Source organism: Peristeroidobacter soli (assembly GCF_004138485.1).
Classification (GTDB): Bacteria; Pseudomonadota; Gammaproteobacteria; order Steroidobacterales; family Steroidobacteraceae; genus Steroidobacter; species Steroidobacter soli.
The window spans coordinates 149,339-171,664 of sequence record NZ_RYEV01000010.1 but is presented as its reverse complement, the minus strand read 5'-3'; the positions used below and the strand labels follow the sequence as shown (position 1 = coordinate 171,664).

Here is a 22,326-nt window from a genome sequence, read left to right as displayed (position 1 = left end):
AGGCTAGGCAACGATCGAGAATCGAGAAACTGGACGATGAGCATGAGGAAAACGGGGGCGCTGGCCCTGGTGCTGGTGTCCCTGATCTGTTCGGGATGCGCGATGACCGGGGGCGCCGCGGGTGAAGAGGAACCGACGCTGATCGACGCGGGGCAGATCGCTCCGGCGGAGGTGGCGGCGTCGCTCGAGCTGGCGGAGCCCACCTCGAAAGGGGAGTCGAAGGAAGAAGAGGGCGAAGTCCCGCTCGCCGTTGCCGAGACGGCGCCGGCCCCCGAGCAGCCCGGCGAGAAGCCCGAGGAGGTCATCGTCCAGGGCCGCAATCTGAACCGTCATCAGGTGATCCACGATCTCGTGGCCGAAGCGCAGACCGTGCTTCGCGACGTCGAGCTCCAATACTTCTTCACCGGCAAGGGTAAGAATCAGGTGCTGCGCGGTCGCCCCGTCGCCTTTGCGCTGTGGAACGAAGCGAAGGAGGAGTGGTCCGTCGCGCACATCGAGCTGCCGCGGCCGCCGATCAAGTGGTCGCCTGGGCGCAAGCCCCTGCCTTTTCGATCGCTCACGCCCGGCATCCAGGCCAAGCACGTGAAAGGCACCGGTGCCGAACGGTTGATGTTCGCCTTCTCGCAGGACGGCGCTCCCCTGAAAGTCTACGGCCGCAAGTTCCCTGTGTTCGACAACAACCTGATCAAACGCAGGCAGTGGCGCGCTGTCGCCCAGACGGCGAAACCCATCGTGTATCTGCCATTCACCGAGGACACGTTCGACGCGGCGTTCGTCAACGGCGGCAAGGAGTTCCTCACCGCCACCGCACGCCAGGCGATCGAGGAGCTGCGTCACGCGCGCGTGCCGAGCGCGGCCTTTCCTGGAACGCTGCTCGCCGACTCCATTCCTCTGGAGGTCGTCACGACGCTCGCGGTCATCGAGCAGACCGACGACGCCGATTACGTGGCAAAGCAGACCGGTGCGTTCGATGAGGTCCTGAGTCAGTACGGACTGAAGCAGGAGGAGGCCTATCGATACAGCGTCTCCAGCGCGAATGCGCTCGGTCCCATGCAATTCACCAACCGCCGGGGCAACGGCACGTATTCGCTGGTGGTCAGGCGCTGCCCGGGGGCGAAGATCGACCCGGTCTTCGAACGAGGCGCGACCAATCTGCTGAACGCCATGAAAGCGGCTGTGTGCCTGCTGGATCTGGAACTGGCCGGCATGCGCTCGGACATTCGCCAGGCGTATCGAACCAACCCGGCCGTGCTCGGCATCTTCCCGGTCGCCGCGTACAACGGCGGCCCCCGCAATGTCACCAAGCTCTATCGCTCGCTGACTCGAATGAAGGTGCGGCTCGATGAACTGAGCCGCCCGGCAACCGTGCAGCTCGCCAGCACGTCAGTGGCCTGTCCCTGTGTCTGGAAAATCGTCGGCACGGAGGTTCATCCGGTGGCGATCCCGAGATACAACAACGAAAACCGCTGGTACATCGAAAAGTATCAGAGCATCGTCAGTTTGTTCGAGTGAGCAGGCGGCACGACGAACAGCGTCCGGGCTCGCGCCGGCGAGTCGATCACGACGATGTCAGTGGAGTGCTCGGTGTTCAATGGAACGCATGACGCTGAATCTCTCAATCGAGTGCTCATTCATGTGTTTCCCATCACAGCGCGAGCGCGCGTTTGAGATCGTCGTGCTCGAAAGCGCTGGCCATGCGATGGATCTCGGCCGATCGGGCGCCGCACGCCTTGGCGGTATCGCGCCAAGCCGCGGTCGCCGTTGCGACTTCCTTGATGATGGCACGTGCGCCTGGCAAGGTGAGTCCGAAGAGCTGCGAGGCGGATTCCAACAGGTCGAGCGAACAGGTGCCTTCATCGAGATCGATGTTGGTCGTCAACACCCGCGCTTTGAGATCGGTCGGCACGGGATTGAGGTCATAGGCCGGGGAGAGCGACCATCCTGCTTTCCCATCCCAGAGGAAGCCGTGATTGCGCAGATGGTCGTCGACATTCGAAATCAGCACGTTAAAGACGACACGTCGATACAGAGCATGGGCGTCCGTTCGTCCCCGCGCGCCATGCTGGACGAGTGCATCGACGATTTCCGGGTAGCTACCACGCTCCCCATCTTCCATGCTCATCATTGCCATCGCCGATAGAAAGGGAATGCGGATCGCGCCGCGACGATCGAAACGCCGCGATAACATGACCGCCTTACCGCCGACGTCGATCAGCCTGTGTTCAGGAGTAACGATGCCGGCCCGCCCAGCCAATGTCAGGGCGATCTCTTCCCAGGTCTCCATGCTGTAGTCGTCGGTCTCTTTCGGGAACTTTGCAATGGCAAGTCGGCCATGCTGATCGATGACCGATGCTTTCGGACGCGCACCGCCCAGGGAGGATCCGGGAGCGAAAATGAGTTGGAGATCTTCGTCGGTTTCCTCATCGCGGAGAATGCGCTCGGTGATCTGCAGCAGCCTGCCGAGTTCGATCAATGCGGGCACGCCAGCACGGGTCGGTGCCTGGAATGTTTCTTCGCCGAATCTCCGGAATCGAAGTGCGCCGAGTCGCGTCTCGTCGGCGACACCCAGCAGATAGTCACTTTCTGTGAGAGTGCGAACTGCGCGGCCTTCGCGTGCGGCGAGACGGCGCTCCGCTCGCTGCATGAGGCGGCGTCCCCAGGCCTCTGGTGCAGAATCGCCAATCGATCCGAAAGTTGCCCGACCGGCAGGCGGCGCGAAAGCGCCGCGAGTCAAGGCGAGAGCGGGCTCCAATGAGAACCGGTCCGGGGCCTCTAGCCAAGACTGGTCGTATTCGAACAGGATGGTCTCTGTGCCACGGACGCGATTGCTTCTCGCCAGCCCAACCGAGCATGTGCAGCCGTCGACATCGATATGCACCTCGATGTCTGTCATCGCGAGAGGTTCCGCGTCGAACGTTTGAGGTGAACGTGCTTGGGCAACTCAGCTTTGGCGAGAGCCTGGCCGAGCGGGTCGTTGACGATGTCCGCAACTTTGCTCAAGCCGTCGAGCAGGCCGAGCGCCTGAAGGACGCTGGCGTAGATGCCGATGCTGACGTTCGTGTCGCCAGCTTCGACCCGTTGCAATGTCGATCGCGATGTAAAGGCGCGCTCGGCTATGACCGCCATCGGCAGGCGCCGGCGTCGCCGGGCGTCGTGGATGTCGGCCCCGAGCTTTCGTAGCGCGCGCCGCGTGCTGGCAGGGGGCTGATGTGGGGTGGGCATTTGAAAGCTTCGTGCTACAGATTTGCTCAATATGTAGCATGAAGCTTACATTTTTCTAATTGCCAGGCAATCGACACACGGCGCCACCCCGCCTCATGCTCTGAAAAACGCGCGCGTAGTCAATGAGTTAGCCGCGCCGCATCGAGCGCCCCCATTTCTCGGGCAGCACCGTTCGCTTCAGCGGTCGACAAAGGGGCTCGGCGATCATGAGGATATCGGTCAACTCCGCCTCGACCTGGCCTCGATCGCGAGTCATGACAAGCAACACAGAGGTGACGAACTGGTAATGCCAGTATTGCTCCCGGTTGTTCGCAAGTTCCCAGTCGCAGGAAGAATTGCGTTGTTCCTGCGCTATCCGCGCGGGTACGCGTGCAGCGACTGCAGGAGCGTTTGATATTCCCCTTCACAGTCCGGTGTCACAGCTCGGAGAGCCCGTGGACGCTGCTACGTTGGTCGTCGTTTTTCTGCTCCTCAGCGCGACCTCCCTGGCCAGTTATCTATTCAGCCAGTGGAGCTCCATTCGCAACAGCAACAGAGGCATCGGCTGGGTTGCAACCAGCATAGGTATCACCCTGCTGCTGGCAGCGGCATCGATAGTCGTGCTTGCGGTGGGGTTGCTGCCCAAGCTGGGGCTGTTGCCAGGCATCGAGTCGGAGCCGATACGAACATCTGCGCAACCGGGCAGCGGAGCAGCAGAGGAGGTGCGCGATCGGGAAGAAACATCGGCGGCAACGAGCAGATCACGTGCACGGACAGAACGTGACGTCAGTCCTGCGTCGGGCCGATCCGATGCGCACGGCTACTCCGAGCATCGCGGTGGGATCGAGATGGCGTCGGCGCTGAGTTCGCAGCCCTCTCGAGCATCATTGGAGGCCAAGAGAGATGCGGCGACGTCCGATAGTGCCGGTCTCATATTCACGGCAGCGGATCCCTGGGCCGCTACAAACTGCGTTGTCGCCTTCAATCCCGATCCGGCAGATCTCACCCGGTGGAGAATAGAAAATGAGTGCGGTGGCCCGGTGGGCCTGGTGTTCGCGTCCTGCTCGACCAGTCCCTCGGAATGCAGTAGCCGCGCATCCGTGTCATGGGAGTATCGAACTGACGGGATGATTCTGCCGGGCAAGGCGCAGCGGTCTGTCACCGACGAGGAAGACACTCAGTACGGCAGTCAGATCCGCTATGTCGCCTGCATGCTCGCGGCGCCCCTGACGATCAAGTTGATCGGCCAGAACAGCGAGACCCGCTCATCGCCGGAATGGCTGGTGCAGTTTGACGAGGCTCGCAACAGCGACGAATGCCTGGCGCTCGTTCGGAAATGGACCGACGCGGGCCGCGGCTCGGGGCGGTCCATAGATGCGTTGCTCGGCGGGAATGCACCGGGCAAGGTCCACCCAGGCGCTACCACAGAGCCTTGATCCAGAAGTAGCGCGAGGTCTTCCCGAGAGGGCTTAAGCGGCGTTCCCGATATGATCGTACCGACCCTGGAGCTACGTTATGGACGTCGTCATAGCAAAGCCCGATCATGCAACCCCTTTCACTTGCTCCAGTCCATGCCAGGGTATTCGACGAGCAGGTCGCCGAAACCATCGCGCGCGAGACGGGCGCCTCAGTCGAGCTGGCATCGCGCATCTACGGAGAAGAGCTGCGAATTCTGGTGCGCGACGCGCGCATCACGCAATTCGTCAATGTGCTGGCGAGTCGGCGAGCACGCATGAAGTTGCAACAGTACCGCCATCAGCACCACGCCTGATACGTTGAAGGTGCGCTGGCTTTCGATCCGGTCAGCGAGCAGGCAGACGACATTTGACACCGAAGACTCGCTCGCAGTACGTTGTGTCCGGGCTCGGTGCAGCCTGCCGCTTGCGCTTCCCCTGGAAGTACGGTGAATGCGCTCAGATCGATCTCTGATCCCTGATCGAACGGCGAATGGATCAGCAATGCAAGCGCTGATCAATCATGTTCGTCTCGAACGGAGGATCAGTCATGTCTACCTGCAAAGACGCCAAAGCAATGGCGAAGTCTCTGCGCGTCTCGCTCGCTGCCAGAAGCGTTTTACTGTCGTATGGCGAGTGTCTCGAAGTCGTGGCGAAGCAGCTTGGCTTCGCTGACTGGAACACGCTCTCGGCGAAGCTCGCCAGGGAACCGAGGCAAGCCGCCCGCCGAACCCGCCAGCCATCTCCAATCGCCGCGCCGGAGCCATTGTCTTGTACGTTCTGCGGTAAATCCCAAGACGAAGTGCGAAGCCTCATTGAAGGCGCATGCGCCAACCGCGGAACATCACCGTGCGTTTTCATCTGCGATGAATGCGTTGCCTTCGGTGCGCAGATCAATGTCGATGCGCTCGGTAACGCCACGGAGTCTGCTCATGTCACGAGCGACTAGATAGGGCGGGTCCAAAGAAAATGGCGGAGCCCTTGCGAGCTCCGCCATCCCTGCTCGAGCAAAACCACCTGTGGATCCAGGGCATCCACGAGGCAACTGCATCGGAGCGTCCATCCATTGGACTCGGTCGCGCGCGTGACGAAAGCCTGCGCGCATTCTCCAGGGCCTCCTGGCCAGCAAGAGGTACCGACTAACGCCGATGAGCCTCGCTACCAACCAGCGCCTTTAGAGACGCGGCCGAGCCAACGTATGTATGTGCCACTTGGATCACCTCCTTCAGTTGCCGTGGGCTTCTCGACTGCGCGTGCCGCCCACCGAAGCCGCGCGCTCATTGTCGTTACTTTATAACGAGCGGAATGGCGGCGCGAGCGGGGATTTCAAGGCTTGCTACAGGTAGAACTCGAAAGGCGGCGGGTCTCTGGCGCCTCTACTGGCTCTGCGACTTCTTACACTCACAGGCACTGCAGCCCTTGTCGAATACGACGCGCCAGGTGCCGTCCGCTTCGCGACGCCAGACGGAGTTGAACGTTCCAACCCGTTTGCCTTTGGGATCGAACACCGGGCCGCTGCTGTAAGCAAGCGCGCCGGAGTCGAGAACCTCTACGTTCTCGGGTGTCCAGGAGAAGGGCGGATTCGGGCCATCGAAGTAGGCCTTCCACGCGGCCGCGACCGCCGCTTTACCGCGCGCTGCTTTCTCACCGTCGAAGAAGATGGCGTCCTGCGCGAGATGGCGTGTGAAGGCGTCGTGATCGCGGGCGGCCATGGTAGCGGCGAAGGCCTGCTCTGCCTCGCGCACTTGTTGAGTGAGTGTCGCCTGATCGGCGGCAGCCACACCGGCGAATGCGAGGAGGGCGATGAAGGAGGTGAGGAGCTTCTTGAGAGTCATGCGAGGTTCCTGGAGCGATGCGGGTGAACGATACCTGCAACGTCGTTGCGATCAAATAGACCGAAGTCGGTGTGCCATCGTCCGTCCAGGAAACAACCCCGACCTTCCCCGGGGGGAATTCGCGAGCGATCCGTGGCGGGGAGTCGGTGGACAACTGATCTGGATCAGGAAGCCGGGAGATCGACACTCCCGCCATGCTCCAGTCCGGGAAAAGCGCGTGCTCCGGCAAGCTGTCGCCGACCGCAACCCTGATCGAGCACGAAAAGGTGCTGCATGGGTTCAGTCTTACCAGCGCGACGGCTTCATTTTCACCGTCACCTGTGTGCCCAGGGCTTCGGCGTGTTCACCGAGCGCAAACTGATACTCGCCCGCCGGGATCTGCCACGAACCATCGAGCCAGTCGGCGAGCAGACGAGGATCGATCGTGAGCGAGACTTTGCGAGACCGACCCGGGGCGAGCTCGACGCGCTGGAAGCCGACCAGTCGTTGCTTGGCTTCACCACCGCGCGAGACCAGATAGAGCTGCGCCACGGTCGCCCCGGCACGGTCGCCGGTGTTTTTCACATCGAAGCTCGCGGTCACGCCGTTCGTCTTCAAGCCCGATGTCACAAAGCTCGTGTACGAGAGCCCAAAGCCGAATGGGAATAGCGCGACGTGGTGCCGGCGCGCGTTCCAGCGATAGCCGAGGTCCGAACCCTCGATGTCATAGTCGGCGGTGAGGCGGGCCTGCGGATCCGGGGCGCTGCCCATGAAGTTCGGCTCGAGACTGTCGAAGCCATCGAGTTGCGGGCGCGGCAGATCCCGCTCACTCGCCGGGAACGTGACGGGCAGTCGACCCGATGGATTCACCTCGCCAAACAACACGGCGGCAATCGCTTCAGCGCCACGCGCGCCGGGATACCAGGCCTGCACGACGGCGGCGGTGCGCTCCAGCCAGGGCATCAGAATGGGCCCACCGGTTTCCAGCACGACGATGGTGTTGGGGTTTGCTTCGGCCACGGCGCTGATCAAGGCGTCCTGCCCGTCGGGCAACGTCAGATCCGGCTGATCGAAGCCTTCGGCCGACCACTGTGTCGCGAACACGATGGCGACGTCGGCCTGCTTGGCCTGCATGACCGCTTCAGAAACATAGCGCCCATCGCGGAAGCGCACGTCGGCCTGCTTCGCGGACGCTTTGATTGCGGCGAGAGGCACCGATCGGTGGTAGGACTGAGTCAGGAAAGCGGCAAAGGGGCCGCTGCCGCCGAGCGGTATCGAGACCGCCGGTCCGCCTTCACCCTGCACCTGGCTGGAGCCCGCACCCGACATCACTCCGGCGTCGGCATAGCCACCGATCACGGCGATCCGCTGGGTGGCGGAGCGAAGCGGCAATACATTGCGCTGATTGCGAAGTAACACGATGCCTTGTTTCGCCACGGTCTCGGCGATGGCCGCATTGGCCTGCAGATCGATGGCGCCGCCGCGAGTGGCCGGATTGGAATCCAGACCATTTGCATAGATCGCCGTGAGCACGCGCTGATTCATGTCATCGACACGTTCGGCGTACGCCGGATCGCGCTTCATCGCTTCGGCAAGCGGCGCTGCGAAGAACACCTGCGGATCGAGTTGCGCACCCGACTGTTGATCCAGACCGTGCAGCGCCGCCTGAAGGTCCGCGACCGCGCCCCAATCGGACATCACAAAGCCCCGATACCCCCAGTCCCGTTTCAAGACCTTGTTGAGCAGCCAGTCGCTGCCGCAGGCCTGCTGGCCGTGCACGCGGTTGTAGGCGCACATGACCGAGCCGGGCTGGCCGAGCTCGATGGCGAGCTGAAAAGCGAGCAGGTCGCTTTCGCGGGCCGCGCCTTCACTGATTTTCACGTCCACGAACTTGCGGCCGGTCTCCTGGCCGTTGAGGGCGAAATGTTTGATCGTGGAAATGATGTTGTTCGACTGGATGCCCGCGATCGATGCGCCCGCCAACGTGCCGGCGAGCAACGGGTCTTCGCCGAAGTATTCGAAGTTGCGACCATTGCGCGGATCGCGCATCAGGTTGACGCCACCTGCGAGCAGCACGTTGAAGCCCTTGGCGCGCGCCTCCGAGCCGATCATGCGACCGCCTTCGCGCAGCAGCTCCGGATTCCACGTCGAGGCCATCGCGAGCCCCGAGGGCAGGGCAGTCGCGCCGTCCTTGCGCAGCCCGAACACGTAGGCCACGCCGAGACTTGCATCCGACTCCTTGAGCGCCGGCACGCCGAGTCGATCGATGCCAGATACATAACCGGCGCCTGCAATGGCATCGGCAGGAATCGGCGGCGGGTTGGGTCCAACCGGCAGCGGCATGATGCCGTGAGTAAGCACGGTCTTCTCTGCAGCGGTCATTTGCTTGACCGTGGCAGCGGCGCGTCGTGACGCCTCCGCCCAGCGCGCCTCGATCGAGGGGCCGTCGGCCTGCGTCGATGTCGCGGTCGACAGGCCGAGCGCGGCAATCAGTACCGGAAACGGCTTGAATTGCATGTGTGTTCTGCCCCTGAGCTGACCCGAAATGGATCGAGGAATATTTGTTCGTGCCTGCGTAACCGGCAGGGCCAAACGGGGAAGAGTGCCGGTGCGAGAACTTTGGGCCCCCGGGGTTGACTTCCAACGCCGCTCGCACGAATTTGCGCCGACCAACGAATGTTTGCTCGGGGGATCGATGCGTCATGCCGTGGTATCGCTGGCCTTGCTGTTCCTCATCCAACTGTGTCCGGCGGCCGCGCCGGCTGCCGAGGATCGACGGCCGAACATCATCGTCATTCTGCTCGATGACGTGGGTTACTCGGACATCGGCTCGTTCGGCTCGGAAATTCGTACGCCCGCGATCGACGCCATCGCAGCGAGTGGGCTGCGTTACAACCGGTTCGATACCAAAGCGGTGTGCTCACCGACGCGCGCGGCACTGATGACGGGGCGCAATCCGCAAACCGTGCGCATGGCCGATCTGCCAGCCACCAGACTCGACGCGAGCGATCTGACGCGCGATCGAGGTGAGTTGCCGCAGAACGCGCAGACCATCGCGCAAGTGTTACAGCGCGCGGGCTACGCGACGCGCGGCTACGGCAAGTGGCATCTCGCCCCTGAAAGCGAGGACGGCTCGCCTGGCAACAATGCGTCGTGGCCTCTGCAGCGCGGCTTCGATGAGTTCTATGGATTTTTTCTGGGCTGGACCGATCAATATCGTCCCAATCTCATCGACGGCAATCGGCGCATCGCCGCGCCGGAGACCGCCGGCTATCACTTCTCGACCGATATCACCGATCACGCGATTGCCGCGCTGACGCCCAGGCCGGGCCAGTCGCGACAGCCGATGTTCGTTTATCTTGCGTATGGCGCCGGGCACGCGCCCATCCAGGCGCCGAGGCAATACGCCGATGCGTACGCGGGGGTCTACGAGAAGGGCTGGGATGCGCTGCGTGAGGAGCGGCTCGCGCGTATGAAACAAATGGGCATCGTGCCGGCAACTACCGTACTGCCGCCGCGCAATCCGGGAGATCGTGCCTGGAGCGATCTGACCGACACCGAGAAAAAAGTCTTCGCCCGTTTCATGGCGGTCTACGCGGGATTCATCACGCACACCGACGAGCAGATCGGCCGCCTGGTCGCGCACCTGAAGAAGGCCGGACAATACGACAACACGCTCATCGTGTTCTTCTCCGACAATGGCGCGGCCTCCGAAGCGGGTCAGAAGGGATCTTTCGAACAGCTGTATCGACCCAATACGCTCAGCCCCGAGCAGATGCTGGCGCGTCTGGATGAGCTGGGCACGGTCAAGACACAGTCGGAATATCAGCGGCCCTGGGCGATGGCCGGCGTGACGCCGTTCCGGCGCTACAAACTCTGGCCGCATCTCGGTGGCGTGCGTACGCCGTTGATCGTGTCCTGGCCCGAGGTCATTCATGACGGTGGCGCGATTCGCAAGCAGTATGTGGATGTCGTCGACATCGCTCCGACGCTTGCGCAAGCGGCGGGCACGAGTTTTCCAACGTCGCTCGAGGGGCGCGCCGAGATTCCGGTCGCTGGCAAGTCGATTCAGGCCAGCTTCAAATCGGCCGATGCGCCAAGTGCGCGCTCAGTGCAGTATTTCGAGCTGCGTGGCAATCGCGCGATTACCTCGGGGCGGTGGCGTGCGCTAGCGGTCCATAAGCAGCTTGCGGACTTCGCGACCGACCGATGGGAACTGTATGACACCGAAGCCGATTTCTCGGAGACGACCGATCTCGCCGCTCGTCATCCCGAAAAACTCGAAGAGCTGAAAGCGCTGTGGTGGAGCGAGGCGCGCAAATACAGCACGCCGCCGCTCGCCGAAGCACCGGAGCGCTTTCGCGTGCGCGAGCGGTTCGATGACAGCGCCGATCGCGCACCGATGCCGCCCCATCTGGTGCCGCCGCCCGAACCCACCGCGACAAAGGGGACGAATTGATGCCCGCCTCGCGTCGGGAGTTCCTGAAGCGAGGAGCGCTGGGCGCGGCCGCGCTGGCGTCGAATATTTCTTTTGCCGACGATCGAGAGCGCGCGTTCCCCAATTTCCTGTGGCTGGTGAGCGAAGACAACAACCCGTTCATTCACGCGTACGGCGATCGGCTGGCCCACACCCCGAACATCGATGCGCTGGCGAGCCGGGGATTGTTGTATCGGAACGTCTATTCGAATGCACCGGTGTGCGCGCCATCGCGCTTCACCATACTCACGGGCCTGTATTCGGAGGCGTGCGCGCCTGCCAATCACATGCGCGCGGTCGCGAAGCTGCCCGCCATGCTGCGGACCTATCCAGAGTTGTTACGCTCGGCCGGGTATTACTGCACCAATAACGCCAAGACCGACTATAACTGCGATGCTGATCCCATCACGCTGTGGGATGTAAGCAGTCGTGATGCGCATTGGCGGCACCGTCCGGAAGGGCGACCGTTCATGGCGGTGTTCAATTTCGAGACCACGCACGAGTCGCAGGTGTTCAAGCCGACGCCAGGCCGAATCAAGCCCGAGGATGTGCGCATTCCCGCGTATCTGCCGGACACGCCGGGCCTGCGAGAGAACTACGCGAGCTACTACAACTTGATGGAGCGGATGGACGCGCAGGTCGGCGAGAAACTCGCCGAACTCGCTACAGCCGGGCATGCGGAGGACACCATTGTTTTCTACTACTCCGATAACGGCGGCGTATTGCCGAGGTCCAAGCGTTATTGTTACGAGGAGGGGCTGCGTTGTGCGCTGGTCGTGCATGTGCCGGCCAGGTGGGCACATCTCGCACCCGCCGCGCCAGGCACCGCGCTGGATGCGCCGGTGACCTTCGTCGATCTCGCGCCGACGTTACTTTCCCTCGCGGGGCTCGCCATTCCACCCACCATGCACGGGCGGGCGTTCCTCGGGCCAGCGGCGACTCAACCTCAGCACTATGCCTTTGGCATGCGCAATCGAATGGATGAGCGTTATGACTTCGTGCGCACCGTGACGGACGGTCGCTATCGCTACATCCGCAACTACTTGCCATTTCTGCCGGCGGTGCAGAATCAGGCCTTCGCGTGGCTGGCGCGCGGTTATCAGGACTGGGACGCGCTCGAACGCGCGGACGAGCTGACGCCGGTTCAGCGCAGAGCGTTCGTGGCACGCGCATACGAAGAGCTCTACGATCTGAGCGCGGATCCCGATGAGATCGACAATCGCATCGGCGATGTCGCACTGGCCGGTTGCATCGCGGCCCTGCGCGCGGCGCTCGATGCGCACATGATCCACATCAACGACAACGGTTTCATTCCCGAAGGCTCGGCGCTCGAAGGCTACGAGGCCAGTCGCGTCAAAGGCGCGTATCCGATTCGGCGCGTGATGCGCGTGGCACAGGCGGCTGCGCGTCGCGATCCCCGCAAGCTTGCGAGCCTGCGAAAAGCACTGGCAGATCGCGACGAAGTCGTTCGTTACTGGGCCGCCATGGGACTGCTCATGCTGGGAGAGACAGCGGCGCCTGCGGCGGGAGCACTCGATGCGACGATGCGTTCGGATCCTTCCAAGCAGGTGCGCATCGTCGCGGCGGAGGCGAGCGCCGTGCTGAGTGACAAGGAGGAGAGCGTCGCGGTGCTTGCGTCGCTGCTGGAGCCGACTGAAAGCATTCCGGTGCGACTGCAGGCAGTGAACGCACTGACTCGAATCGGTCCCGCCGCACGCGCCGCCTTGCCCGGCCTGCGCAGGATGACGGCGGGGGATGACAGAAATGAATATCTCAACAATGCCGCGACGTATCTGATCCAGACGCTCGAAGGCAGCTACGATCCGCGCCGGCCGATCTTCGATCTGGCGCGGCTGTTACGAGGCACGCGATGAACAGATCCACGAAGACCACCCTGCTGGGCGCGATGCTCGGCGTTACCGCCATGCTGAGCTTCAATGCGCACGCGGCGCAGCCTGCGCCACCGGCCAATGTCATTTTCATCCTGGTCGACGACCTGCGCTACGATGGCATGGGATTCCTGCAGCCGGGCCTGAAGACGCCGAATATCGACCAACTGGCGCGCGGTGGCAGTTACTTCCCGAACACCGTCGTCACCTCCGCGCTGTGCTCACCGAGTCGCGCCACCATCCTCACCGGGCAGACGGCGCGCAATCACACGATCGTGGACAACAACGACGCCTCCGAGGCGGGGCTGACTTTCTTTCCGAGCTATTTGCAGAAGGCCGGCTATCAAACCGCCTTCATGGGCAAATGGCACATGGGGCAGAGCTCGGATGCGCCGCGCCCGGGCTTCGACAAATGGATCAGCTTCAAGGGCCAGGGCTCGTACTATCCGACCACGGGTCTGTCGCCGGAGGCGGTGCAAGCCGGGCGCACGCACATGCTCAATGTCGACGGTCGGGAAGTGCCGCAGAAAGGGTATATCACCGACGAGCTGACCGACTATGCGCTGCAATGGCTCGACAAGGAGCGCGACCGGAGCAAACCGTTCTTCCTGTATCTGAGTCACAAGGCGGTGCATTCCGATCCGCTGCCGGCGCCGCGCCATGCGCATCAGTACGATGACGTCGAGTTCAAGATCCCGGCGAGCGCCGCCAACACGCCGGAGAACTACGCCGGCAAGCCGATGTGGGTCTACAACCAGCGCAACACCTGGCACGGCATCGATTTCTTCTACAACTCCGACATGAAGATGACGGAGTACCTGCGCTATTACTATTCGACGCTCTCGGCAGTGGACGACGGCGTCGGTCGGCTGCTCGGGTGGCTGAAGAAAAACCGGCTGGAGCAGGACACGCTGGTGGTGTTCACCGCCGACAACGGCTTTCTGATCGGCGAGCATGGCCTCATCGACAAGCGCAACGCCTATCAGCCCTCGGTGCGCGTGCCGATGATCATGTATCGACCGGGCACGGTGCCGGCCGGCGTCACCAACGAAGGGCGCATCCGCAATCTCGATTTCGCGCCGACGTTCCTCGACATCGCGGGTGTCGCGAGTCCGCCGCAGTTCGAGGGGCGCAGCGCCTGGCCGCTGATCAACGGCAGCGTGCCAGCGGCGCGCTGGCAGCCGCAGGACTTCGTCTACGAATACTATTGGGAATGGACGTTCCCCATGACGCCCGGCACGTTCGCGATCCAGCGCGGCGACCTCAAGTACATCCAGTACTACGGCATCTACGACACCGATGAACTGTACGATGTCGGCAAGGATCCGGAGGAGATGCGCAACCTGATCAACGATCCGGCGTACCTGGACGCCAGGATCGAACTGCGCAAGGCGCTGTACGAGCAACTGGCCGACCGCAATGGCCGTCACGCCATCCCCTACACGCAGCGTCTGTCGATCGGCAGCGTTCGTCGCAATAGGGAAGGCACCGGTGCCGCGCCGTATCCGGAGGCATGGCGAGTGGAGCCCAATCGACTCGATCGGCTCGATGACGTTCTGCCCGACAGCCGCGCCAAGCAGTCGGCGCATGATCGGGGCCAGCCCTTCATGCCGCTGCCTGTCGTCGGGCGGGGCACGAACGCGGTGGACGCCGCACCGAAACGCTGACAAGTCGAGCGCCGGGGCCCAAAATTCGCGATTTCCGCTCTACAGTAGGCAAGGGCGGGACACTATGGGCAACGGCACCTTACTAATGACCTGGCGGACGCGCTGGAATCGCAACTTGTTGCGGTTCCTGGGCAGCCGCGCCCGCAAACAGGACGTCGAGGACCTGGCCCAGGAAACCTACCTGCGGCTGTTGCGGGCCCGGGATCTGGATGACGTGCACAACCCCGAGGCCTATCTGATCAGCGTCGCGAGCCATGTGATCTCGGAATGGAAACAGCGGCAGCAGCCCTTCGACAGCGCGAGCTTCGATGAAACGAGCCTGGCCGCCGAACGGATCGATCTGGAAGCGGAGGCGGACGCGCGCACCTCGCAGCGTCGTATCGACGAGGCACTGGCCGGCGTCGCGCCGATGATGCACGCTGTCTTGTTACTGCGACTTCGCGATGACCGCAGCTGCAAGGATATCGCGCGTGACCTCGGCCTCAGCGAGCGGCAGGTGAAGCGGCAGCTGGCGCACGGTTACGAAATCCTTCGTCGGGCGCTACAGGACGTGCCGTCATGAAGCGCCTGCCCTCCGCGGATGCGATCGAAGCGGCCACGATGCCGGAGCAGGCAGCACACTGGTGGATCGTGCTGCATGAAGAGGCCTGCACGAAAGAGGATCGCGACGCTTTCTCCGCCTGGGTGCGTCGCTCGCCCGAGCGCGTCGAAGCCTATCTGCGCGTGAACATGCTGATGGGCACGCTGCAATCGAAACAGCGCACGTGGTCGGACATACCGGCCGATGAGTTGATCCGCAGGGCGCGTGCGTCTTCGGCAGAGATCATTCCCTTGCCGCGTGCTGTGCCGGTGGCGCCTGCGCCTGCACCGAATCGCCTCGTAGGTACCCGCATGTTCACGTACGCCAGCATGGCGGCGATCGGCTGCGTTCTCGTCGTGGCCTGGCTGCTGTGGTTGCCCGAACGCTTCCGGACCGACATCGGCGAGCAGCGTTCGGTGCTGTTGGACGATGGCTCGCTGATCACGTTGAATACCGCCTCGGAGATCGAAGTGAAATATACCGATGGGCGCCGCTTCGTTCGTCTGGCGCGCGGCGAGGCTCTGTTCGAGGTGGCCCACGACCCGCAGCGGCCCTTCGATGTCGACACCGGCAAGGCCGTGGTGCGTGCGGTCGGCACACGATTCAACATCGACCGGCGCGCCGATCACACGACGGTGTCGGTCGTGCAAGGCAAGGTGCAGGTCATGACCGAGCAGCCGCCGCAGGGCGATCGAGCGCCAGGTCGTGCCGCCGCCGCGCCGGCCGCACCGCCGATGGAAGTCCTGATCGAAGCGCAGCGGCTGGTGGTCACGGAGGCCGGCATGAGCGAACCTGAGCACATTGCGGATATCGCGCCGGTGACTGCGTGGACCCAGCGTCAGCTGGTATTCGAGAGTCGCAGCTTGGGCGAGGTCGCCGAGGAGTTCAATCGTTACAATCGCCAGCACATCCTGATCGAGTCGCCGCGCCTGCGCGCGCAATCGGTCACTGGCGTGTTTCAAGCCAACGACTCGGCGTCGTTTCTGATATTCATCAGCAACATTCCGGGCGTGCGGGTAACGACCAACGCGGCGGGACATCACGTGGTGTCGCTGGCCGACGCGGGGGAGGGGCCCAAAGTTTTACGGTAGCGCTCTACGGGTTGGAGAGCGCAACAGTCGGGTTCACCGGACACGACAGGCGACGACGAAGAATGATCGATAACAGACGGTAGGGGGATATGCCGCGACAGACCAGTTTCACGGTCGGTGCGGTGGCTTGCGTGGCTGCCTGGCTGCAGCCCGTGGCGACAGCCGCGACGAACGATGCCACCAGTCGCGAGCACGACCTGCAGATCGAGCGCCAGCCGCTGGCGCGCGCGCTGCAGGCATTCGCCAAACAGTCCGGTATCCAGATCATTTTCTTTTCGGATGTCGCCGACGGCCGCGAGGCATCGCCTCTGGTCGGGCGGTTCACGATCGCGGCAGCGCTCGAGCAGATGCTCATCGATTCGCAGCTCACGTTCCGCCAGATCAGTGCCAACACCATCGAGATCTGTCTGCGGAGCTCGCCGCTGTGCTCGGGAGCTCAACCCAATCCGGAGACAGAAATGAAACAGCATTCGAGCGTGTACCTGGCGGGGAACGGTCGCAGGTTACGGCGCATGAGGACGCTCTCGAGCGCGCTCATGTCCGCGGCGGCGATGACGGCGGCGGCACAAGACAAGCCGGCTCTGGAAGAAGTTGTGGTCACGGCGCAGAAGCGCGAGGAGCGTCTTCAGGACGTGCCGGTGGCGGTTACCGCGTTGTCCGGCGAGCAGCTCGCAAGCGCCGGCGTCAACGACACCGCGAGTCTGACCAACATGACGCCATCGCTCACGTTTACCGAAGGCGCGCATCCGGCCAATAAAAACTTTCGTATTCGTGGTATCGGCACGGCCGTGTTCGGCCAGGGCCTGGAGCCCTCGGTCTCGGTGGTCGTCGATGGCATCGTGCTCGCGCGCGCTGCGCAGGGCTTCTCCGATCTCGCCGACATCGAGCGCGTGGAGGTGCTGCGTGGGCCGCAGGGCACGCTGTTCGGCAAGAACTCGATCGGTGGCGTGGTGAACGTCGTCACCAAGCGGCCGTCCAGCTCGTTCGAAGCAAACATGGACGTGACGGTGGCCGAGGATGATGAATACCGCGTGCGAGGCTCGGTTTCCGGGCCGCTCAGCGACACCGTGGGCGCGAGGCTCACCGGTTACTACAACGACGTGGGCGGCCACATTCGCAATATCACCGTGGGCCGCGACGTGAACGGCCACGAGGATCTGGGCTTTCGCGGCAAGCTGGAATGGGATCCGACCGACCGGCTGAATCTGCTGTTCATGGCGGACTATCGCGAGAACGAAACCACGTGCTGCTCCAGCCAGATCATCGCGGTGGAGAATCCGCTGCTCGCGCAACTGATGTTGCCGACGGTCGCAAGCTTCAACAACCGGCTCGAAACCGACAATCGCATCGCCACCTCCAGCACCGACCAGACCACGCTGTCGCTCGAAGCGAACTATGAGCTGGACGCAGTCACGCTCACGTCGTTGAGCGCCTACCAGGATTTTTTCGTCGAGAACGATCAGCCGGTCGACCGTATCAATACGCCGGTGCCGCTGTATCTGCCGGTGACCAACGGCTGGTTCGACATCAACGACGGCAGCATCGACATTCAGCAGTTCACGCAGGAGTTCCGGCTCACTTCGCCCGGCCACCAGCGCTTCAACTACGTGGCAGGCCTGTATTTCCTGGACCTGAATCTGGATCGCAGGTTCGAGCGCCGGGTCGGCAATTGCGCGCCGGGCGGCGAGCCGGCGGCATTCGGCCAGCCATGCAACGTCTCTTTGTATCGTTCGCAAGCCGGCTTCCTCGCGAACACGACGACGCGCAACGTCGCGCTGTTCGGTCAGGCGGATTTCAACATCGTGGGCAATCTATCCGCGCTCGCCGGCGCGCGCGTCCAGTATGAAGAGATCACCTATGACGGGCGGCGCACGGCGGAGCGCGTGGTCGCAGGCGATCTACCGTTGCCGGGGTTCACGCCGTCAGCGGGCACCGGCAAGTCCGACGACACGGCGATCACCGGCAAGCTCGGTTTGAAATATGAATTCAGCGACGCCGCGCAGGCCTATGTGACCTGGTCCACCGGCTACAAGGGCGCCGGCTACGAAGTGGAGTTCGCGACGATTTTCGAGAACCAGGAGCCCATCAAGCCCGAGGAAGCCACGTCATGGGAGCTGGGCTTCAAGTCGCAGCTGTTCGACGGCCTGCTCTCGCTCAACACTGCGTTGTTTCATGCCGAATATGAAGACCTGCAGGTGCAGGCCAATCGCGGCAATCCGGACCTCGGCATCGTGAGATTCGCGACCACCAATGCCGGCAGCTCGACCACGCAGGGCGTGGAAGTGGAGTTTGCGTTCCGTCCTCTCGGCGGCCTGTCTCTGAGCGGCGGAGTGACGTATCTCGACAGCAGCGTCGATATCGACGGACTGAACTGCCCGCTGTCCGCACAGGCGGCGGCCCCGGTCATCACCGGCTCGCGGCCGATCAATGTTTGCTATCGTCCGGCGACGGGCGCGAATCCGATTCAAAACGTCCGCGGCGGCGACTTGCCAAGCTCACCGCAGTGGCGCGGCAATCTCACGGCGCGCTATGACTTCGATGTGCCTGGCACGAGTTGGACCAGCTTCGTGCAGCTGGCGGGCAATGCGCAGTCGAAGATGAACTTCGTCATCGAGCAGGATCCGCTCACGGTGCACGACAGCTACACCATCGTCGATGCCAGCATTGGTCTGCGCGATCCGAGTGAGCGTTACCGCGTTACGTTTTTCGTCAAGAACCTGTTCGACGAGCATTACGTCACGTCGATGGGACGCATGGCGACGCTCACCACGGCGCTGGTCACGCCCAACAATCTGCAGGCGACGGTTCCCAAGGAAGCGAACCGCTACTTCGGTGCGACTTTCGGTGTGTCGTTCTGACGACGTGAACCGGGCCGGCGCACGCACTTCTGGCATGCGCCGGTTGCCCGGCGGCGACTTCGTCATGGGCTCGGATCGGTTCTATGCCGAGGAGCGACCGCGTCGCTGCAGGCGGGTCGAGGGTTTTTGGATCGACGAGACGCCGGTGACCAATCGCGAGTTCGCGGTATTCGTGGCCGCGACTGGCTATCGCACGGTCGCGCAGACACCGCCCGATCCCGCTGACTATCCCGGCCTGCCTGCGTCAATGGCGCGGGCCGGTTCATTCGTGTTCCAGCGTCCGCGAGGCGCCCTGGACCTCGATGATTTCGGACAGTGGTGGCCTTTTGTTCTGGGTGCGAGCTGGTTGCAGCCGCTGGGCGAGGGCAGCTCCATCGCGGCACTGGAAGATCACCCGGTCGTGCACATCGCCTACGCGGATGCGCAAGCCTACGCAGCGTGGGCCGGCAAGTCGCTGCCGACCGAGGCCGAATGGGAATATGCAGCGCGTGGCGGGCTCGAGACGGAATTTGCGTGGGGCGATGAGCTGGCGCCCGAGGGGCGCATGCTGGCGAACTATTGGCAGGGGGAGTTTCCACATGAGAATCGCATGCTGGATGGTTGGGAACGGACCTCGCCGGTGCGCAGCTTCCCCGCCAATGCCTTCGGGCTGTACGACATGATCGGCAACGTCTGGGAATGGACGTGCGATTGGCATGCGCCGCCGGTCACCGAAAAGAAACGTTCAGGAAGCTGCTGTGTCCGGCAGCGCGACGATTCAACGCCGGCCGTGCCGGGCATCGGCTTCAAAGTATTGAAGGGCGGCTCGCATTTGTGCGCAGCCAACTACTGTCAGCGCTATCGACCGGCGGCGCGCTACCCGCACCCGATCGACACCTCGACGAGTCACATCGGATTTCGTTGCATCCTGCGGGATGGCGATCGAACCTGATGCGTCGTGATCAAACCGCCGGCAGGTCGATCCGCACCCTGTGCCCGCCATCGCCTCGCTTGCTCTCGATGTGGCCGGAGAGTTCGGCTGCGAGCCGCTCGATCGTATTGGTCATGAAGGACACCTCCGGAGGCTGCATGCGCGTGTCGGTGATATCCAATTGCACGCGGCCGTCGCGGGTTTGTCCGCCGATCCGAATCTCACCGCCGCCGGCGAGAGCATCGATGCTGTCGGTCAGCAGGGCGAGTGCGATCAGGCGCAGTCGTGCGACCACCGTCGTGGTCTTCAGATCGTCCGAGAAGTCGTGGCGGATGCGAATGCTGTTACGAGCCGCGTCGTTGGTCAGAAAGCGGGCCAGCTCGATCAGGAGTTCGCGGCCCGAAACGGCCGAGGGTGGCTGCGCCTCCGGGGCGAGGCTCTCCATCACGCGTTCCAGTCCGCGCTCGTGATTGGTGATGGCCTGCTGAACGAAGGTGGTCAGCTGTTCGAGCGGAACGTGAAGGGGCTTGCCGGTCAGCGTCGTGCGCGCCGCCCGGGTCAGCGCATCGACACCGCCAAAGATGCCTTGCAGGCCGTTGCGGAGGTCATGCGCATAGGCACGACGACAGCGACGATTGAGGTACGCACGCAGCGCGTCCTCCAGCAAAGAGAGATCGTTCACGTGTAAGGTCTGTGCCGACAGTAGCAGGGGCGTGACTCAGGTGTCGGACTTTACGACTGTTTCGGCATTCAGTCGCTGCGCTTTTTCCAGAATCCCTTCCAAGGTAGGTAAACCGATGGGCTTGCGGAAGTGCAGGTCGAAGCCGGCGTCGGTGGCGCGCTGGCGGTCCTCGCTCTGACCCCAACCGCTGACGGCGACCAGGAACAATTGCGCGCCCCAAGGTTCGCCGCGAATTCGCCGCGCGACTTCGTAGCCATCCAGGAGGGGCATGCCGATGTCGAGCAGCGCCACGTCGGGACGCCAGGCGGTCACGGCCTGCAATGTCTCCTGTCCGTCGGAGGCCTTGCGCACTTCATGGCCGCAGACCTCGAGCAGCAGCGCGAGGCTTTCCAACGCATCGGCATTGTCGTCCGCGACCAGCACTCGCAGGGCCTGCATCTGAGCTTGAGCCGGCGGCGCCTCGCCGAGGGTGGCGATCGGGGCGAGGGTGTCGGACAACGGCAGACGCACCGTGAATTCACTGCCGCGATTGGGACCGGGGCTGGTGGCGCTGACCGCGCCACCATGGAGCTCGACGAGCTGACGAACCAGGGCGAGGCCGATGCCCAGACCGCTGGGCAAGTGTCCCTCATCCTCGTGCACGCGCGAGAACAGATTGAACAGCTTGGGCAGCGCCTCGGAGGTGAGGCCGATGCCTGAGTCTTTCACGGCGAACACCGCGTGCCCGCCGTCGACGCTGGCACGAAGCAGGATGGTGCCGCTCGCCTGCATATATTTGGCGGCGTTGTTCAGCAGATTGCTCAGGATCTGGACCAGGCGCGTCGGGTCGCCCTGGACGGTCGCGGTCTCGGCCAGGCATTCGATCTGCAGTTCATGATGATGCGCGGAGATGATGGGCTGCGCCGCTTCCACCGAGCGATCCAGGATGGTGCGCAAGGAGAGCAGCTCCTTGTTGAGCTTGATCGTGCCACGAGAGATCCGCGACACATCCAGCAGGTCATCGACCAGCCGGCTCAGATGCGTCGTCTGGCGATCGATCACCTCGCGGGCCCAGCGCAACTGGGTATGTTCCAGCGGCATCAGCGACATCACATCGACCGCCGCCCGGATCGGGGCGAGGGGATTTCTCAGCTCGTGCGCCAGGATGGCGATGAACTCGTCCTTGTGACGGTCGGCATCGCGCAAGGCGGCGTTGGCTTGTTCCAGGTTGTGATTGGCGCGCTCCAGCTCCCGAGCTTTCTCGGCCTGCAACGTGGCGTTGGCCTCGGCGAGGCTGCGGTTCAGGCGCTGCAGTTCCCGGCGCTGCATGTACAGCTCGACCAGCACCGAGACCTTGCTGCGCAGGATCTCGGGCACGATCGGGATCGAGACATAATCGACCGCGCCGAGCCGATAGCCTTTCAAGGCATCGAACTCCGAGTCGTGCACGCCGGTGACGAAGATGATGGGGATGCTCTCGAAGCGCGGGTGATCGTGGATCATGGCCGCGGTTTCGAAGCCGTCCATGCCCGGCATGCTCACGTCCAGCAGGATGACGGCGAAGTCGTCATCGAGCAGCCGCTGCAGGGCCTCCTCGCCGGAACGGGCGCTGATCAGGTTCTGACCCAGGTCGGCCAGCACCGATTCATACGAGAGCAACCGGCTCGGCTGGTCGTCGACCAGCAGGATGTTGACTCGTTCGTTGAAGGGGATGCCGTTCACAT

17 protein-coding genes are annotated in these 22,326 nt (G+C 63.2%); 11 read left to right on the top strand and 6 right to left on the bottom strand.

Annotation, left to right across the window (positions count from 1 at the left end; translation table 11 throughout):
* The first annotated feature begins 36 nt into the window (after positions 1-36).
* Entirely contained in the window at positions 37-1,512 is a 1,476-nt protein-coding gene (locus EKO19_RS35360; RefSeq protein WP_129782139.1) for a hypothetical protein, read from the top strand.
* A gap of 133 nt (positions 1,513-1,645) precedes the next feature.
* Here the strand turns inward: EKO19_RS35360 and EKO19_RS35355 are convergent, their stop codons facing one another.
* Both EKO19_RS35355 and EKO19_RS35350 read right to left on the bottom strand, forming a co-directional pair.
* A complete protein-coding gene (locus tag EKO19_RS35355; RefSeq protein WP_129782138.1) occupies positions 1,646-2,893 on the bottom strand; it encodes a type II toxin-antitoxin system HipA family toxin in 1,248 nt (415 codons plus the stop codon).
* Complete coding sequence (locus EKO19_RS35350) at positions 2,890-3,222, bottom strand: helix-turn-helix domain-containing protein (RefSeq protein WP_129782137.1); 333 nt, start codon at positions 3,220-3,222, stop codon at positions 2,890-2,892. The genes EKO19_RS35355 and EKO19_RS35350 overlap by 4 nt, the downstream gene beginning before the upstream one ends.
* Before the next feature lie 1,106 nt (positions 3,223-4,328).
* Between EKO19_RS35350 and EKO19_RS35345 the strand changes: the two genes are divergently transcribed.
* From EKO19_RS35345 to EKO19_RS38985, 3 genes are all read left to right on the top strand, one after another.
* Positions 4,329-4,637 (top strand): hypothetical protein, encoded by a 309-nt coding sequence (locus EKO19_RS35345; RefSeq protein ID WP_129782136.1) that lies wholly within the window; start codon positions 4,329-4,331, stop codon positions 4,635-4,637.
* A gap of 107 nt (positions 4,638-4,744) precedes the next feature.
* Positions 4,745-4,972 carry a DUF3562 domain-containing protein gene (locus tag EKO19_RS35340; protein ID WP_129782135.1) on the top strand — a complete coding sequence of 76 codons (228 nt, stop codon included), beginning with the start codon at positions 4,745-4,747 and terminating at the stop codon, positions 4,970-4,972.
* Positions 4,973-5,178: 206 nt separating this feature from the next.
* The gene (locus EKO19_RS38985) at positions 5,179-5,604 is read left to right on the top strand and encodes a glyoxalase superfamily protein (protein ID WP_129782134.1); all 426 of its coding nucleotides are present in this window, start codon (positions 5,179-5,181) and stop codon (positions 5,602-5,604) included.
* A gap of 427 nt (positions 5,605-6,031) precedes the next feature.
* Here EKO19_RS38985 and EKO19_RS35330 read toward each other — a convergent pair whose 3' ends face one another.
* Both EKO19_RS35330 and EKO19_RS35325 read right to left on the bottom strand, forming a co-directional pair.
* A complete protein-coding gene (locus tag EKO19_RS35330) occupies positions 6,032-6,490 on the bottom strand; it encodes a YybH family protein (protein WP_129782133.1) in 459 nt (152 codons plus the stop codon).
* A gap of 285 nt (positions 6,491-6,775) precedes the next feature.
* A complete protein-coding gene (locus EKO19_RS35325) occupies positions 6,776-8,986 on the bottom strand; it encodes a beta-glucosidase family protein (RefSeq protein WP_129782132.1) in 2,211 nt (736 codons plus the stop codon).
* A gap of 178 nt (positions 8,987-9,164) precedes the next feature.
* On the opposite strand from EKO19_RS35325, the gene EKO19_RS35320 reads away from it, so the two are divergent.
* From EKO19_RS35320 to EKO19_RS35290, 7 genes are all read left to right on the top strand, one after another.
* Positions 9,165-10,928, top strand: a complete 1,764-nt coding sequence (locus EKO19_RS35320) for an arylsulfatase (protein WP_129782131.1) — start codon at positions 9,165-9,167, stop codon at positions 10,926-10,928.
* The gene (locus tag EKO19_RS35315) at positions 10,928-12,820 is read left to right on the top strand and encodes a sulfatase-like hydrolase/transferase (protein WP_129782130.1); all 1,893 of its coding nucleotides are present in this window, start codon (positions 10,928-10,930) and stop codon (positions 12,818-12,820) included. Before EKO19_RS35320 ends, EKO19_RS35315 begins: the two co-directional genes overlap by 1 nt.
* A gap of 32 nt (positions 12,821-12,852) precedes the next feature.
* Positions 12,853-14,502, top strand: coding sequence for a sulfatase family protein (locus EKO19_RS35310; RefSeq protein WP_407676680.1), 1,650 nt, complete (start codon positions 12,853-12,855; stop codon positions 14,500-14,502).
* 64 nt (positions 14,503-14,566) lie between these two features.
* A complete protein-coding gene (locus EKO19_RS35305) occupies positions 14,567-15,064 on the top strand; it encodes an RNA polymerase sigma factor (RefSeq protein WP_157995587.1) in 498 nt (165 codons plus the stop codon).
* Positions 15,061-16,173, top strand: a complete 1,113-nt coding sequence (locus tag EKO19_RS35300) for a FecR family protein (RefSeq protein WP_129782127.1) — start codon at positions 15,061-15,063, stop codon at positions 16,171-16,173. The genes EKO19_RS35305 and EKO19_RS35300 overlap by 4 nt, the downstream gene beginning before the upstream one ends.
* A gap of 89 nt (positions 16,174-16,262) precedes the next feature.
* Complete coding sequence (locus EKO19_RS35295; protein WP_217705808.1) at positions 16,263-19,031, top strand: TonB-dependent receptor; 2,769 nt, start codon at positions 16,263-16,265, stop codon at positions 19,029-19,031.
* Between the two features lie 34 nt (positions 19,032-19,065).
* Positions 19,066-19,962 carry a formylglycine-generating enzyme family protein gene (locus EKO19_RS35290; RefSeq protein WP_129782288.1) on the top strand — a complete coding sequence of 299 codons (897 nt, stop codon included), beginning with the start codon at positions 19,066-19,068 and terminating at the stop codon, positions 19,960-19,962.
* A gap of 10 nt (positions 19,963-19,972) precedes the next feature.
* Here EKO19_RS35290 and EKO19_RS35285 read toward each other — a convergent pair whose 3' ends face one another.
* Both EKO19_RS35285 and EKO19_RS35280 read right to left on the bottom strand, forming a co-directional pair.
* Positions 19,973-20,623: a sensor histidine kinase gene (locus EKO19_RS35285; RefSeq protein ID WP_129782126.1), complete on the bottom strand. Its 651-nt coding sequence runs from the start codon at positions 20,621-20,623 to the stop codon at positions 19,973-19,975.
* A 36-nt stretch (positions 20,624-20,659) separates the two neighbouring features.
* A complete protein-coding gene (locus tag EKO19_RS35280) occupies positions 20,660-22,324 on the bottom strand; it encodes a response regulator (RefSeq protein ID WP_175597313.1) in 1,665 nt (554 codons plus the stop codon).
* Positions 22,325-22,326: the final 2 nt, after the last annotated feature.

Bases quoted from the DNA above. Each gene is read 5' to 3' on its own strand.
- EKO19_RS35360 (WP_129782139.1), top strand. From the start codon at position 37: ATGAGCATGAGGAAAACGGGGGCGCTGGCCCTGGTGCTGGTGTCCCTG.
- EKO19_RS35350 (WP_129782137.1), bottom strand. From the start codon at position 3,222: ATGCCCACCCCACATCAGCCCCCTGCCAGCACGCGGCGCGCGCTACGA.
- EKO19_RS35295 (WP_217705808.1), top strand. From the start codon at position 16,263: ATGCCGCGACAGACCAGTTTCACGGTCGGTGCGGTGGCTTGCGTGGCT.
- EKO19_RS35330 (WP_129782133.1), bottom strand. From the start codon at position 6,490: ATGACTCTCAAGAAGCTCCTCACCTCCTTCATCGCCCTCCTCGCATTC.
- EKO19_RS35290 (WP_129782288.1), top strand. From the start codon at position 19,066: ATGCGCCGGTTGCCCGGCGGCGACTTCGTCATGGGCTCGGATCGGTTC.
- EKO19_RS35310 (WP_407676680.1), top strand. From the start codon at position 12,853: ATGCTCGGCGTTACCGCCATGCTGAGCTTCAATGCGCACGCGGCGCAG.
- EKO19_RS35320 (WP_129782131.1), top strand. From the start codon at position 9,165: ATGCGTCATGCCGTGGTATCGCTGGCCTTGCTGTTCCTCATCCAACTG.
- EKO19_RS38985 (WP_129782134.1), top strand. From the start codon at position 5,179: ATGTTCGTCTCGAACGGAGGATCAGTCATGTCTACCTGCAAAGACGCC.
- EKO19_RS35305 (WP_157995587.1), top strand. From the start codon at position 14,567: ATGGGCAACGGCACCTTACTAATGACCTGGCGGACGCGCTGGAATCGC.
- EKO19_RS35340 (WP_129782135.1), top strand. From the start codon at position 4,745: ATGCAACCCCTTTCACTTGCTCCAGTCCATGCCAGGGTATTCGACGAG.
- EKO19_RS35325 (WP_129782132.1), bottom strand. From the start codon at position 8,986: ATGCAATTCAAGCCGTTTCCGGTACTGATTGCCGCGCTCGGCCTGTCG.
- EKO19_RS35315 (WP_129782130.1), top strand. From the start codon at position 10,928: ATGCCCGCCTCGCGTCGGGAGTTCCTGAAGCGAGGAGCGCTGGGCGCG.
- EKO19_RS35355 (WP_129782138.1), bottom strand. From the start codon at position 2,893: ATGACAGACATCGAGGTGCATATCGATGTCGACGGCTGCACATGCTCG.
- EKO19_RS35345 (WP_129782136.1), top strand. From the start codon at position 4,329: ATGATTCTGCCGGGCAAGGCGCAGCGGTCTGTCACCGACGAGGAAGAC.
- EKO19_RS35300 (WP_129782127.1), top strand. From the start codon at position 15,061: ATGAAGCGCCTGCCCTCCGCGGATGCGATCGAAGCGGCCACGATGCCG.